Below are 16,791 nucleotides of genomic sequence, written 5' to 3'. Positions count from 1 at the left end.
TTATTTAATTAGTTATTCTAATCTTTTCTTATTTGGCTCAAATGCTATCTAATTTATAAGGTTAATTATTTAAAATGGAGATGATAAAGTGATATCATGCAGAAAGTATAAATGCCCGCTGTTACGGTAATGGACAGCGTGTTGACTAATTATAAAAAATTAAAAATAGTTAATGAATGTTATAAAAAAATTAGTCTGGCTAAGGAGGAAAACGGTTATGCAATATAACAAACGTCAATTTAACAAAGTTAATGACAAAAAAGTCATGAAAAAAGTCAAGAAACAATGGATAGTAGTTTCGCTTGCTACGCTGGCCTTTTTAGGTGGATCAGCATATATGATGTCTTCTACTCGTGTAGCTCATGCGGATGATAAGCAAAGCCAACCAGCTTCAAATTCTTCTAACAATAGTTCCAATAATCAAAATGACGGATCTGTTAGTGCTCAATATGCTAATCAAACTCCTGCTAATGCAAACGTTTCTGGTAATACTTACGGAAATCAAAGCTTATCAGCAGATGCACAAAAAGCTTTTAATGATGGATTAGGGGTAAAAACTACAGTTACTACTCCAACTAATAATAACGATAATCAAAATAATAACAACAGTAATAGCACTGCAACTACATCTACAGTTTCAACTAATACAACAACAACTACTACTACGGAGAATAGTTCTAGTAAATCAAGTAATAATGATACCCTACAAAATAACACTTCTCAGGAAGATAAAGGTAACAACAATTCCAATAATCAAAATGATAATAGTGCGACATCCACAACCACCTCGTCTAATTCAGATGTTCAACAAGCCACTAGTGATGCTAATAAATATAAAGATGTAATTAATGAAGGTGCTGCGGATGCTTTTGCCGGTAAAAATAATAATGTTTCTACGGTAAATGAGGATGCCCAAAATTATTACAATGCTGCATATAATGGTGCTGCTAATGCTAGATACAAATATTATAATTTGACTACTGACCAAGGAACTAGTGATAAAGACTATACTTCATATAATCAAAATGTAAATTCCAATCAGAAAGCAAGCGATGCATACAGTTCTGCAACAACTTATGAAAAGGGATTAATTACTAAGTTTAATGGTAAAAATAATACTACTGTTAAGCTAAACGAACAGGGTCAAATTACCATTCCTACTCAAGATGATGCATATATCACTAATAATAATACCTATACCACTAATTCTGAATTATATCTAACTTATCAATACGGGGTTAATTATTATTTAGCTCATCAAGGTGTAGAAGACGCTAAGTCAGGTAAATGGTCAGGAATTAGTTCTAAACAAGGTTTAGTTTATGATGCTAACCGTGGTTTAAGTTTCCCTGGCGATAACTATCATCCTAGTCAAGATTCTACTAATGCCTATGATCAGGCTTATTTAGGTGCGCAACAAGCTATGAACGACCAATGGGATCCCGTCTATGACACAATTAATGGTGGCGTGAACACTGATGGAACCAATTGGGGATATGTATTAGGACAAGAAAAGAATAGTACTAACTTCATTAATGGAACTAGCTACTACCGCACTGGTTATGATAGTGTGGCACAAGAAATTAATAATGACCATACTGCCTTTGTACACAATTCATGGCAATTTCAACGTGCCTTAGCTGGAAATTATGACACTCCTTGGAAATTAAGTGATATTGTTAATGGAACTAATGGTGCTAATGGATATTCAGCATATAACGATGCATGGGGAAAGACGGTTAACGCTAGCAATGTTCGTTTAGTTAATGACATTGATTTCTTAGGAGCACCATATACTGAATATTGGCCAACAATGTATCATTTAAAGAAATTAGTAGTAGATGCACAAAATCACCAAGCTGATTTTCATGGATGTTTGGATCAATTTTATGCAGATGCGGGTGTTAACCCGGTTTTAATTATTAAAAATTTCCAAGTGGCATATTCATATAACTTTTACGGATTTTTAAAAATTAACCAACCTGGTACGGTTATTTATGACAACGTTAACTATGTAGGAGCACAGATGCTTTCTGATTTTCCTGCTGGTGGTAATGATATTCGTTTTAAAGGAAATATTAACAACTTGAACTTGGCTAATTACCAAACTTCACTAAATGATGGGATTCATCCTACTGAAGGTAGTGGAAACCAAGAAAACATGGAAATTCAAAACTTATTGATGTATCCAGGAACTCATTTCTTCGGTTCAGTAGCTCCAGATTACGGAAATAATGTTATTAAGCTATCCGGTAGTTTGACTATGAATGATGGTTCTCAAATGACTTTGATTCCACGTGGGAACGGTGGTTATTACGCACGTAATGGTTCTAACTACGGAATCGTAGTTACCAACGGTGCTAATTTGAATATTAATAAGGGTGCGATTTTACAAATTGTTCCAGATAAATGGAACGGAAGCAATACTTTCGCCAATGGTATTTACACATATGGTAATGTAAATGTTAATGGTGGTACTTTAGATATTGAAACTAATGCTCCTAGTTACTTTAACAATGCTGCCATGTATGTGGACCAAACCGGTCAAGTGAATATAGCTAATGGTGGATTGGTTAAAGTTCAATCTCAAAACTTATCCAATACTTCAACTAATGGATACGGAATCTTATATAATAACCAAGGTAAAATTAATGTTAATAATCTAGGTAATTTAAATGTAAATGCCGATGGTACAGGACAAATTAATTTAGTATCTGGACCTATTAGTATTACTAACCCGGGTCAAAATAATATTACTTTGGATTTAACTAAGAATAGTAATAATCAAAGTACAATTTCTAATAATCAAATTGATGCTTACACATCATTAGTAACTTATGGAAACCGTTCTGGTTCTGATCAGTTGTCAACCACTAAATATCCTAGTCAAATTTTATATAGTTTCCATTTGAATAACAAAAATCAAAATAACTATGTAGATGCTTCTGCTAATGCTGGTTCTTTCCCATCCGGAACTCCTAATTATTTACAAATTGCAACTGTTCCAGCTGTGTACTTTGTAGGACCAATGACACCGGTAAAGAATGAAGATGGAACTTATACATTAACTGGATATGCTCAAGTAGGTGGTCATAAACCTGAAGATAAAGATCCAATTTATATTCAAGCAGGTTATGGTACTAATAATTCCTACACTGGTTTGAATTATCTACCAGGTAATATTCACAATACAGTTACCAAAGACCATAACGTATATAGTCAAACCATAGATATTCCTAGTGACTATAACTATCAAATAATTAAGTATGCGGTTAATATGCCTAAGGACTACAATCCAAAAGTAAATCCTTATGTAGGTCTTTTACTACGTTATGGAGTAGATGGTATTGATACTACAGCACAAGTACAAACTGGAGACTATGTATCCTCTCAACATCGTTATGATTTAGATAAAAACAATAATTTAGTAGATGTTGGACAACAAGTTATTACTTCTGGAAACTATAATAAAATTGGTGACGGTGTAGGAAATGCTTTAACTGACGTTTCTAACAACAATACTAATAGCCAAGACATTAATCAATACAAGATTAATGCTAACTATACCAGTGGGTATAACAGTGTTGTAGCAGGTTATAATGCGTTCAATAACGGACAACCTGATCCTACTAATAATCCTGCAGCTATACCATCAACTACTGCAGCCACAGCTAGTGATCAAGGAAATAATGCGGTGGTTAATGATCCCAGTGCATACATTCAAGGGTACAATCGTGCTAAAGCCGATGCAGAAGGAACTAAAAAAGGGATTAACGATATGATTAACGGTAATCCTCAAGTAACTAGTTCTACAGCTACAGTGCAATATAATAATAACTACAACAATGCTTATTATAATGTGCTTCGTGGTTATACCGATAAAGGCAATAACGTAGTATCGCCACTATCTAACAGTGTTTCTTATCAACAGGGTTTTTACGCTAGAAAGAATTTTACTGATGGACAAAATGATGCTTATCAAGGAAAGGTAGATACTAATCGTATACAAAATGATGCTGCCTACCACGTAGGGGTATCTGCTTTCAATGATGCCAAAAGCCAAGTGTTGACTGGCTCACATATTCCATCTGGTCAAGGGCAAATTTACACTTATGCTTATAATCAAGCATTACAAAACTTAACTAATAATTATAATGATGGATCTAACGCGTTCTTAAATAACGGGGTTAATGATACTGAAGAAACTTCTACGGTAGCTACTCAAGTAGCTAGTCAAGGTTACAGTGATGCTCAAGATGGATACAATGGCGTTAATAAAGGTAACCAAAACTTACCTGGTTATCAATTAGGTCAATCCATTAAATCTGGAGTAACTGCGGTATTAAATGGAAATGTAGATGATGATTCTCAAGCTGCTAATAAAGCAGGTTATGACAAGGGTTATCAAGATGCTTTAAGTGCCTTTACCAACGGAGTAAATTCTGGCAATACTACAGTTTCTGGTAATGTTACTCAAGCATATCAAGATGGGTTAACCGCTGCTAAGAATGCTAATGATGCAATTGCTAAAGCAGAAAATGATTTAGAAAAAGGTAATACATCATTATTGAATAATACAGACACTACTGATTCTGTAGTTTATAAGACTGCCTACAATGCTTATAAACAAGCATTCAATGATATTAGAGATGGTAAAAATTCTACATCTGCTAACCAATCTTCGATTTATCAAGCAGTTTACAATAATGCTTCTACACAAATTAAGAAACAATATGATAAAGGAATCAGTGATTTCTTAGATAATAAACAAGATAGTAATAATAAAGCCTATGGATATACACAGGCTTATTCAGATGCGCAAAAAGCTTATAACGACTTTAATGATAAATTTTCTAAGAATGATAAAAAAGTCGATGGGATTTCTATTACAATTGATAATCCATCTAGTGCTTATAAACAAGTTTTTAATGCCTTGTTAGATTCAAAACGTGGTGCAGCAGATGCACAAGAACAATTAAAAGATGGATACAATCGCCCTGCTGATTCTACTAATTCTGACTACATGAAAGGCTTTAACGCGGTACGGGATGCATATGCAGACGCTGCTAAGTTAAATCCATCTACATCACAAACCAGTCGTGCTTATGTAGATGCATATAATGAAGCTAGAGACGAAGTTTCACAAGAATATAAAAAAGCTGATGGTGAATTTCTATCTGGTAAAGATAAACCATCTGATAATAGTCCTTTAGCTACCCAAGCCTTCCAAGACACTAGTTATGGATACCAAACAGGTTTATCAGTAAGCGATGAATCTCAATTGTCTGCTCAACAAAGGAACAATCGTGGATTTATGGATGGATTCCATGCAGCTCAATCGATTGCAAAAGGTTATCAAACTGCCGAAGAGGCTGGATTAAATCATAAATATGAAAGTAAAGATTATGAAGAAGCTCATAAAAATATAACATCCATAGATGCTGATTATTCTGAATATCAAGCATATTTAGGTGCTAAAGCTGGTCTAAATGGTGTAAATATTGATGGTTCTAATCACTCACTTGCTTATAAGCAAGCTTATCAAAAAGCTTATGCTCAATCACAATCAGATGCTGAACAAGGAGTGAAAGATTACTTACGATATGGTTTAGATAAACGCGGAATTAATAAAATAAAAAATAGTTCACAATATGATTCAGGATACGAAAATGCTAAAACAGGTTTCGAATTATTTGAACAATACTATAAGAATAATGGTTATGACCCAAGAAAATTAAACGAAATTAGCCTAATTTCCCAAGATCATCCTTTCTCATATAAAGAAGGATTTGAAGCTGCTAGAAGTGCTTATTCATATCTAAACGGTAATTCTTTAAACGAATTAAACCCGGATTCATCACAAGCTATTGCATATAATCAAGCACAACAAGGATATACCGATGCTATGAACAATCCCGATGCTACGAAAATTGCTGATAACGACAATACAGTTAGTGAATCTTATAAAATTGGATATAACAACGTGGTAGATCAAGTTATTAATGGTTATAATGATGCTATTAAAGACCAAAGAAGGGTATCTGCTGAAAATAATGTTATGCCTAGTGATACTAATTATGATAAGGCACAATCTTATTTAGGTGCAGTGGCTGGAATTAATGCAGCTCAAGATTCTACTCAATCATCAACTGCTGATGCCTCTTATCCAGTTGCATATCAAAAATCTTACGCAAAAGCTTACCAATTATGGAAAGACAATTTATCTAATGGTGCTAACTTATTTGTAAATGGTCAATATAATAGTAATAACCAATATAATGGCCAAGGTAGTTTATATGCTAACCAAGAGGCAGGTAAAACTTCCTTAAATATGGGTTATATTCAAGCGCAAAATGGATTTAATGATGCTTTATACGGTAAGGGTAAATCAGAACCTACTAATTCAACATTTAGTGGCGCATATGATACTGGATATCAATCCTACAATGATTCATTGAATGGAATTAATGCGGCCAAAAATGAACATGCTACCAGTGCAATTACAGTAGGAAATCCTACTCCTGATAAGGCCTATGTAGATGGATACAATGCTTATGTACAAGCTAAATCCGATGTGCCAACTGGTTTAGATGCAGCTACTAATAAATCTGAATTTGCTAAACAAGATGCAATGTATCAATCATTATATCCAATTGTTCGTCAACAATTAGTAACTTCGTATCAAAATGGACAACAATCCTATTTAAATGGCTATGATGAAAATGCAGCTCATAACAGCGATGATGAATTATTTAACCAAGGTTTTAGCGATGCTAAATCTGGTGTACAAACTGGTTTAGCTAATACGACAGATAATCAATTATCACAACATGGTGCTTATAAAGCAGGTAAAACTTTCTACAATAGCTACATTCAAGGATATAAAAATGCACAAAGTAGTACTTCTAATAATTCTACTGATCAAATAGGAGTGGATGCATTTAATGGTTCACAAGATGCTTATAACGCAAGTATTTCCAATGCACCTTACCAATTAAATCCTAATAAATCATTGGCTTACAACATTGCTTATCAAAACGCTTATGCTGATGGTCAACATTTGCATGAAAAAGGTGCTAATGAATTTTTAAATGGTCAAGGAGTTAATCCAGCAACTAATGTTACTAAAGGATTCCCAGCTCAAGCCGAACAAGATGGTTATAACCAAGCACAAAATGGTTACCAAATGGGAATGAGTTCTAATCCGCTAACAGATGTTCAAAAGAATAACCCTTCATTTATGTTAGGATACAATGCTGCAATAATTGCATCTGCATATCTAAATGGAAATACTCAAAATCAAGCTGTAGAAAAAACAGTAAAAACTAAAAACCAATATGCTGATTACAATAATAATTTTGAAAAGTACTTCCAAGATGCTGATAAGGGATATAGCGATGGTTCTACTACACAATTAACTAATACAGCTGCAAAATATTCTCCAGCATATTTGACAGGTTATTATGCAGCTCGTGGTATGGTAGATTTCACTAATAACCAACCACTAACTACACAAAGTAATTTATTAAATAATTTAACTGACAGTACTTCAGCACAAACTGCATACAACACTGGTTATAACCAAGCGGTTAAAGGATTTAACGAAGCCGCTGATGGCTTAACTAAACTGGATAGTACTGCTACTAAAGCTGAAAACTCTGGATTTAATTCTTTTAATAATAGTTCAGCTAAAATGGACATTACTAATGGAATTAATCAAGCTAAGATTGATTTTTATAATAGTCCATCATTAAATAGTAATGTAACAATTCCTGCCGCTATTAATAATAAAGGACAACAAGTGATTGCTGCATACCAAAATTCATATGTCAAAGCTAAAAACGATTACGCTAATGGTGTTAACGAATATCTAAATGGTGTAGACATTAATGCTACAAAGACTATTAATGATAATCCAAGTCAAAATCAATATGATTTTTATAATCGTGGATTTATGGATGCTAGAAATGCTTATGCACAAACCTTATTGGGAGTGAAAGATAGTGCTAATGATTCTAGCCAAAGTGGTTCTTCTATTGTCAACACCCCTATATCTAACACTATTAACCAAACATTGAAGGTATCAAAACCTAACACCACAGTTACTTTACCAGCAACTAATAATGATGGTAATGCTTTAGGAAATGCTGAAGCTACTGGATTAATTAATGCGTTCAAAGATTTGAAAGCTACTGGTAGTTTGATTCCACAAAGTAAGAGTGATGTTAACTATCAAAATGCTGCTACTGCAATGTTGCAAGCGCAAAATGATTTGTTAACGCATACTTCCATGGATTTAACTAATAAAGGTTTGCTATACAGCAATGCTTACGCATTAGCTAAACAATATGCACAAGATGAATATCAAAATGGTGAAGATAGTGTACTAAAATCGATTCCATTAGATAATGATGCTTTTGCTATTCAAGCAGCAAGTAATACTCAAAATGGTTTTGTGGATGCTTTAAATGGATTAGAACCTAATGGTGTTAACCAAAAGAACGTTCAATATATGGCTGGACATGATGCAGGTATCTTAGTTAAAAATGCTTATGTGGATACTATGAGTAATCCAAATCAAAATAAGAATTACAGTCTTAATGATGGTACCAATGATGCAGATTCTAATAATGTAGAAGCAGCTGTTAAATTAGCGTTGTCAGATTTTGAATCAAATAAGACTCGTACATCTACAGATTCAGCTTTTGCTAATAGGTATACTGGTGCAGCATACAATGCAGCTACGTCTGCTATTCAAACCGCAGCACTTAACGGTATGAGTAACTATTTATTCAACCAAAGCCGTCTAGATAAGATCTTTACTACAGCAGAACAACAAGGATTTGATAAAGGTTCTAAAGATGCACAAGATGGATTTACATTTGGATTAACCACTTCTACTATGCCTAATGGGGAGAGTCAATATTACCAAAATGGCTTTAATGAAGCTCAACATGTGTTACAAGCTATTAAAGATGGTACAGCAGATGGACCACAAGGTATTAATAGTCCTAAAATCATTGAAACAGCATATCAAGAAGCATATCAAGCTACTTTAGATGCACAAAATAGTATTAAAAATGGCGGAACTAATGATCAACCATCTGATGCTGATAAACATGACAATGTTTATAATCAAGCCTATAAATTAGCTTTTGATCAAAACCAAAAGACTTATTTAGAAGGTGCAATTAGTTTTGTTCAAGGTAAAGCCTCCCCTAATAAGTTAGACATGAATACTAGTGGTTACAATAAAGCACAAGATGGCTATGATTGGGCTAAGCAACAAACATTCGCTGCAGGTAGCAGTAATAGTGACAAGATTAGTCAATTACAAAATGATTTTGCTCAACTTCCTGATGTTTTACAAACTAATGCAGCATATAAGACTGGTTACCAAGCATATTTAGGTGAATTAAAGGGTTATCAAGCAGCTCTAGAAAATGCTGATAACAAGGATGAACGCAATAAGATGAATGCTTCGGATCTAACTGATTCGGCTAGCTATGCAGAAACTATTAGGGAAGGTAGTGCATACAATGGTGCTGTAGATGCTTTAAATGATTATCTACAACACGATGTAGCTAATAGTCCTAAACATGCTGATAATTCGGTATATGAAAATGCTTATCAACGTGCAGCAAGCGAAGTAGCTAGTCATGTAAATGCCGGTGCTGAAGACTTCTTGGCTCACACTAATACACAAGATCCAAATGCTTCAGAAGCTGGATTGTTATCTAAAGCGTCATCTAAAGGATTCACTGATGCTATGAGTGGATTTAACACTGTGCAAAACTTAAGTGACAGTGATTTAGCTAAACAAACAAAGGCTTATAAACAAGGTTATCAAGCTAAACAACAAGCTCTAATTGGATTAGCTACTTCTATGAGTGATACAAAACCAGCTGATGCCACAGCTGCCGTAGCATATGATGCTGCAAGAGATGCTAGAAAAGCATTGAGTATAAACCAAGTTAATACTAATTTCGCCGATAAAGATGCGGTATACAAATATGTATATAACCAAGTGGTTAGTGATTATCAAGCAGGTATGGATAAATTCAAAGCAGATGATAAATCAGCTAATACGGGCGATATGACTACTGGTCATACTGACGAAAACAATGGTTATGCAGCTGGTCTAACCGCTACTGGTAATACTGATTTATCTAACCATAGTAAAGGTTATGTAGATGGATTTAATTTAGGTAAAGCTTCTGCTGACGCTTACCATATTTTCCAAAATAGTAAGCAAGACGGTAATAATAACCATGCTTATAATGGTGATTCACTAGGTACATCGGCCTTTGACGGTGCCCAAGATGGATATAAAGATGCCTTCGATAGCAATAAGAAATACACTACTGCTCGTAAGAATGAAAATAGCATTAAAGCTTATAAAGATGCTTATGATAAGGCATATGCTAGTGCAGTGAGTGCAATTCAAAATGGTATGAATGCATTCCATAACTACGCTAAAAACGATGATGATGCTAAACCATCTGCTAACTTAGCTGCAGACCAATCTGCTATTGATAAGGGATATACAGATGCTAAATCTGGTTATAACGACGCTTATAACTACGTAGTTAAGAATCCAACTGCGAGTGATGTTAATGCCGGTAGATCTCAATCTGATATAACCACTTCTTATAATGATGGTTATCAATTAGGCTTAGATGTTGCTCAATCATTAGCTGCTGCTCGTAATGATATTACTGCGGATAAATTGGCTAATAATAATGCTGATAGTGATGCTAATGTGGCGTTTAATGGAGCTAAACAAGGTTTTGTCGATGGTAAAAATACAATTAACTCCCACTCAGTAGATACTACTAAAACAGGAGCTTATCAAAAAGCTTATGTAATTGCTTTAAACGAAGCACAACAACAATATACAAACGGAAATCAAGAATTCTTAGCTGGTAAAACAAATCCTAGTGGAACTGCTACTAGCAAGAATGCGGATGTAGATGCATATAATACCGGTTACCAAGAAACTTCGGATGGATATAACGATGGAATGAAGGGTGTATCTAATCCAATTAGTCAAGCTAGCGGATATAAAGCTGGTTATAACCGTGGAATTTCACTAGCTAGGAGCTTTGCAGATGCACAAAATGGCAACGCTGATTACACTGGAACTGATCAAACTACCGGCGCTTTTAGTGCAAAAGAAACCTTTGATGCTGCAAAAGCTGGTTTTCAAAGAGCTGCTAGTTTCCAAACTGCTGAAAATAATTCTGATAAATCTATTTCTTATCAAAATGCTTATAATTTGGCTTACCAAGAATATAATGATGCTTTAATGCAAGGATTCGATGACTTTTCTAACGGAAAAGCTGATAATCCAACTAAATCTACTAATTATGTAGATAAAGCGATTGTACGTGGTTATCAAATTGCTAGTGATGCGTTCGCTGATAGTTATAATGGCCAAGCTTCTAAAGCACCTACCGATACATCTAAGACTATCTATGATAATGGATATGATTTAGGTACGGGTGCTAGAGGTTATGTATTTGATGGTTCATATGATGCACACAATGCCGCACAAGCTAAGGGTTATGCCGATGCTAAAGCAGGATTTGAGGCTGCTGCTAACGGCGCACAAAATCCACAAAGCAATGAACCATCCTATGCTAAAGGTTTCCAAGCATACAATAATTATGTAAAGGGTGTGCATGATGGTTCTATTAAGAATGGTCAACAATTAGAAACTACGCAAGATTATGGAGATGCTTATCAAGCTACTCAAGCGGCTCGTAATGACTTTATGCATTATCAAAATACTGATAACAGTCAACATACGCCTATTTATCAATCTATCTTTAACATTAAGGGTAAGGAATTCCTAAATCAATATGAAGCCGGTAAGAATGCATATCTAACTGGTACCAACAATAAAGGTACTGATTTTCATGCACAAGGTTACCAAGATGCTATTGATGGTTTTGCTGCTGGTTTTGCAAGTGATGAAGCTACGCAAACCCAGAACACTGATAATATAGGATACACTGAATCTTACCAAGCAGGACAATCCGCATGGAAAGGATATCAAGCCGCATTAGCTAATAAGAATCACAACGATAGTGGTGATGATTCTATCTATGCTACTGATGCCTTTAATGCCGCAGTACAAGCTCTGAATGATGCATATAACCTTAACAATACTGGATTAGGTAATGATAAATCTATTGCTGCGCAAAATGGTTATAAGACTATGCTTTCTTTAGCACAAAAAGCGGTAGAAGATGGATTAACTAGTTTTACTAATACTGCAACACTACCAACTAATACCGGGAATAGTTTAGATAAGTTAAAATATGATGCTTATATAACTACCTATGATGGATATCAAGCTGGACTTTCTGGTAATTTTGATAATTCACAAAGTAATAATAAAGCCTATGTTCATGGTTATGATTTAGGTAAGGGTGCTAATGAATTCTTAAATACCAAACCACAAGCAGACAGTAGCTTAGATAACAGTGTAGTTAGTCAAGGATATAAAGATGCCGAAGCTGGATACAATGCTGCTAAATCAAATGCTTCATTAACTGCTGCACAAAAGGCAGATAAAGTATTTATGGCAGGATATAACGCAAGAGTTAATGCTGTGAAAGGTGCCGCTGCTACTTATAATGAAAGCAATGTAGATACTGATCGTTATGCTGATTATGGCCATGATGCTGTAATACAAGCAGTAAATGATGTAAGAAATGGTGTTAAAACTGACATTTCTGGTCAACCACAAGCTTATCAAGATCAATATAATGATTACTTCAATAAAGCATATGGAAACTATGATGAAATTAAATCCAATGTAACTAATTCAAAATCTACTGATGATATTAGTAAACAATCTAATGTAACTGGTGATTATTTCAATGCTATTAAGCAATATCTAAATAAGAATGATGCCACATTACCTAATAATTTAGCTACTAAACGAGGAATTGCGGATGCTAAACAAGCCTACACTAACGGAATTGCCAGTGTGGATAAAACGCTTCCTTATGCTGGTTATCTACCTGCTTATAATGTGGGATTGAAACTAAGTATTGGATTCTTAGCAGCTAAGAATGATGTAACCAGTACCACTGTCAATACGGGAAATGTAGATGCTAATACTAAAGCGGATATTATGGCTTCTCATGATGGAGCCATTGCTGGGTACCAAGCAGCTAAGCAAGGTGGACCTGCTGAAGATACTAACGCCAATGATTCCTTGCCATACAGTGCTTCTTATGAAGTAGCATACAATATGGCGATGAATAAGATTAAAGAAGGAAACAATAATTTCTTAACTTCTGCGGGAGCAGGACAACCTAGTGATTCTAATGCAATGGAAGCTGCTAGTTATAACTTTGGTTATAATGAAACTCGTGATGGTTATAAAGATGCTATAAATAATCAACCTCAAAAGAGTGGAGCATCATCATCTTATGTATCTGGTTACCAAGCTGCCATTAATGCCCAACAGGGTCGTGACGATGCTAACCATGATAAGAATTATCAAAGTAACGATGTTCAATACATGGCTGGATATAACGCTACTAAAGCAGCTAGACATGATGCTAGATTGACTAATAATCAACCAAGTGATGTAGCTTCTCAACCATGGGTATATCAAGATGTATATCAAAATGAATACTTTAAAGACAATACCGCATATATCAATGGAGTTAATAATTATACTAAGAATGTAGATAATGATTCTGATGCTAGTGAATTCCAAAAATTAGGTTATGCAGATACTCAAGCTGGATACGCCGACACGCTAAGAGAAATAGCTGGAAATAATGATAGTTATGGTTATCAACAAGGGATTCAATTAGCTAAAGATAATGTATTAGCATATCAAACTGCATTTAAGGATCCTAAACAATTATCAACTAAGCACTTTGGTGGAAGTAATATAGACGCTACTCAAACTTACAATGCCGCCATTGCAGCATATCAACAAATATTAGGTGAACATGCTAAGAATGTGGATGCTAATGCTTCTATTGCTTATCAACGTGCCTATAATACTGCTTATGATGATGCTAAAGCGGCACTTCTAGCGGGTAGTCAACGTTTCATGGATGGTTTATCTAATGATAAGGCCCAAGGTGCTAATGCTGATGATGTAGCTTACACTATGGGATATAACAATACGCAAAATGGTTATGCTGATGGTTATAAGGCTATTGCAGTAGATAAATTAACTACTTCTCAACAAGGTAGTGCTACCTTTATGACTGGATATAATCTAGGAAAAGGTGCTTTAGACTTTGTAAATGGCTTAACAGAAGGCAAGGCAACTGCTACTAATACTGATATGCCAATAGATGCCCAAGCTAACTATCATAATGGTTATGCAATGGCACAAAAAGGTTATCAATTAGCTGCTAGTGGAGTTGGTCATGATAAGTTGACTAATGCTCAATTGAATAATCCTGCCTTTATGAGTGGATATAACATGCAAGATGAAATTCAACAAGGAATCCATGATGCCATGATAAATTCTACTCAATCTGGGAAATTCAATTCTAATAGCCCACATGATAGAGCATATCGTGCGGTTATAGATGCATTAAACGATTTCCAACAAGGCCATAAGCGAAATATGGATAATCAACCAATTGCTTATGCCAGTGCTTATAATGACATTTATGCACAGATTAAAAACCAAGCTGCTGCAGGTAGTAAGCAATACCTAAGTGGCAAGGAAAATGATCATGCACAAAGTCAAAATATCTTAGACCGCGCTTATACAATGGGTTACCATCAAGCTCAAGCGGGAGCACAAAATGTTTATGATCAAGTTGCTGTTGGAAAATCCGTAACCGATAATCAATTAACGGATGTTCAACGTAAGGATGCTTCGTTTATGACTGGTTTCCGTTATGCTGAAGGAGCTGTATCATTTGTAAATGGACAAAATCCTATTTTAAGTGATACTAATGCTCAAGATGGATACAATGATGCTTCTGCAGGTTATGATTTAGGTATGTCTGGAATTTCTATAGATAAACTAAGTGTGGATCAACGTAACGATAAAGCATTTATGATTGGATTTAATAAATCTGGTGGAGCCTTAAGTGGTTATCGTTTAGCACAACAAGAATTTGGTACCAGTGATAATAAACATATGTCTAATAATGACCAAGATGTGGCTTATCGCGGTGCTATAGCTGGATTCTTGGCTGCTAAAGCAGGTAAAGCTATGCAACCAACTGACGAATCTTTAGTTTATGTTCGTGCTTACCAAAAAGCTTACCAAGAGTGGCAAAGCTTAACTCAACAAGGTGTTTCTGATGCATTAGCTGGTACAGAGAATCGCAGTTCTGGATTTAATGTTGTAGATAAAGCCAGTTATAATAATGGTTATCAAGCTACTAGTGTTGCATTACATGATGCTCAAAGTAAATCAATTAATGTAGGAACTGTTACTGGTTCATTTGGGTTAAATAATAGTATTTACTCAGTAGTCTTTAATGGCTATGTAGCAGGTTATCAAGCCGGTTATCATTTAGAAAGTGATCAAGCCACTAATTCTGATAGTAATTATCGTTCGGCTTTTGCTAAAGGTTATGCATTAGGTAATAAGTATGCTCCTAAGCCAGTGTTGCCTACTGTCCCTGAAGATGATGATCGTGTGGTTAAAGATTTTACTATGGGTTCTAAGGCAAAACAATTTGATTCAGTTGATGCTCGTAATGCTTACAATGCAAATTATGTAAACGTTACTAATGGATTCTATGCATCAATTAAACCAACTTCTACTAATAGCCAAAGTGATAACTACTACTTCAAACAAGGTTACCAATTGGCACAAGAAGTAAAACGTGCTATAAGGGATGCTAAGAGTCATCCTAAGTGGAAACATAGTCATATTAAGCATGAAAGCACTGGATATATTCAAGGGTTTGATGCTTACCGTGCTGGAATATTATCAGAACTTAGAAATATTAGAAGTGCTAAATATCGTAAACATAGAGTAACTATGTCTACTGCTAGAAAACTAGGGACACTTTATGATTATGCTTTCCGACAAGGATATAAAGCAGAAAAGAAACGTCAAGTTAATAATGGTACTCGTGCTGGTAAATATCGTGGCACACATAGTTATCACTATGCTGCTTCCATTAGCAAGCATACGGTAGATTATGTACGTTCTTATCAACGTGCATATAAGAAGGTATTAAGTCGTCGTTTGCCAAGATATATTTACAATATTAAGGCGGTTTACACGCATAGACGCACTCATTTTACACGTGATAATCGAATAGTTTACTACGCTAAGAAACCTCGTTACGCTGCACATGTATTTAGAATCAGAGGGATAGCTTTCTATAAGAATGGGGTACCAAGATATCGTGTAGCTGGTGGTATTTTAACTGCTAGTCCACGTGCAATTCGTAGTGCATACTACTCTTATAAGAATAAAGCTACTCATTATCGTGTAATTCGTCCTACTGGTGTATGGATTCATGAAGGAAGTCACTTTAGTGTCCATAACCGTATTAGAAGAATTAAACGTGGTCAGATTATAAAGATTAGACGAGTGGTTAAATATAAAGGATTAACTCGTTTGTACTTTAATGATCATCAATATATTACAAGTAACAAAACATACGTGAAAATGACTAGAAAATAGTCAAAAAGAAAGAACCTTATCTAAAAAAGATAAGGTTCTTTTTTATAAATATAATAATTTTTTTGTAATAGTTCTTCGTTAAACATTGGTGCATAAGCATTTTGCTTTTTTTTAAATAAGTTAAGTATTAACATAGTATATGT

At 34.8% G+C, this 16,791-nt stretch carries 1 protein-coding gene; it reads left to right on the top strand.

The window, feature by feature from the left end; genetic code table 11:
* Nucleotides 1-217: 217 nt before the first annotated feature.
* On the top strand, nucleotides 218-16,648 hold the full coding sequence (locus D7I45_RS05805; RefSeq protein WP_120784769.1) for a DUF5776 domain-containing protein: 16,431 nt from the start codon (nucleotides 218-220) through the stop codon (nucleotides 16,646-16,648).
* The last annotated feature ends 143 nt before the right edge of the window (nucleotides 16,649-16,791 follow it).

Source organism: Apilactobacillus bombintestini (assembly GCF_003627035.1).
GTDB classification, from domain to species: Bacteria; Bacillota; Bacilli; order Lactobacillales; family Lactobacillaceae; genus Apilactobacillus; species Apilactobacillus bombintestini.
Note: the sequence above shows the minus strand (reverse complement) of the source record. Positions and strands in the feature narration are given on the sequence as shown.

Coding starts and splice junctions, on each gene's coding strand:
- D7I45_RS05805 (WP_120784769.1), top strand. CDS start 218: ATGCAATATAACAAACGTCAATTTAACAAAGTTAATGACAAAAAAGTC.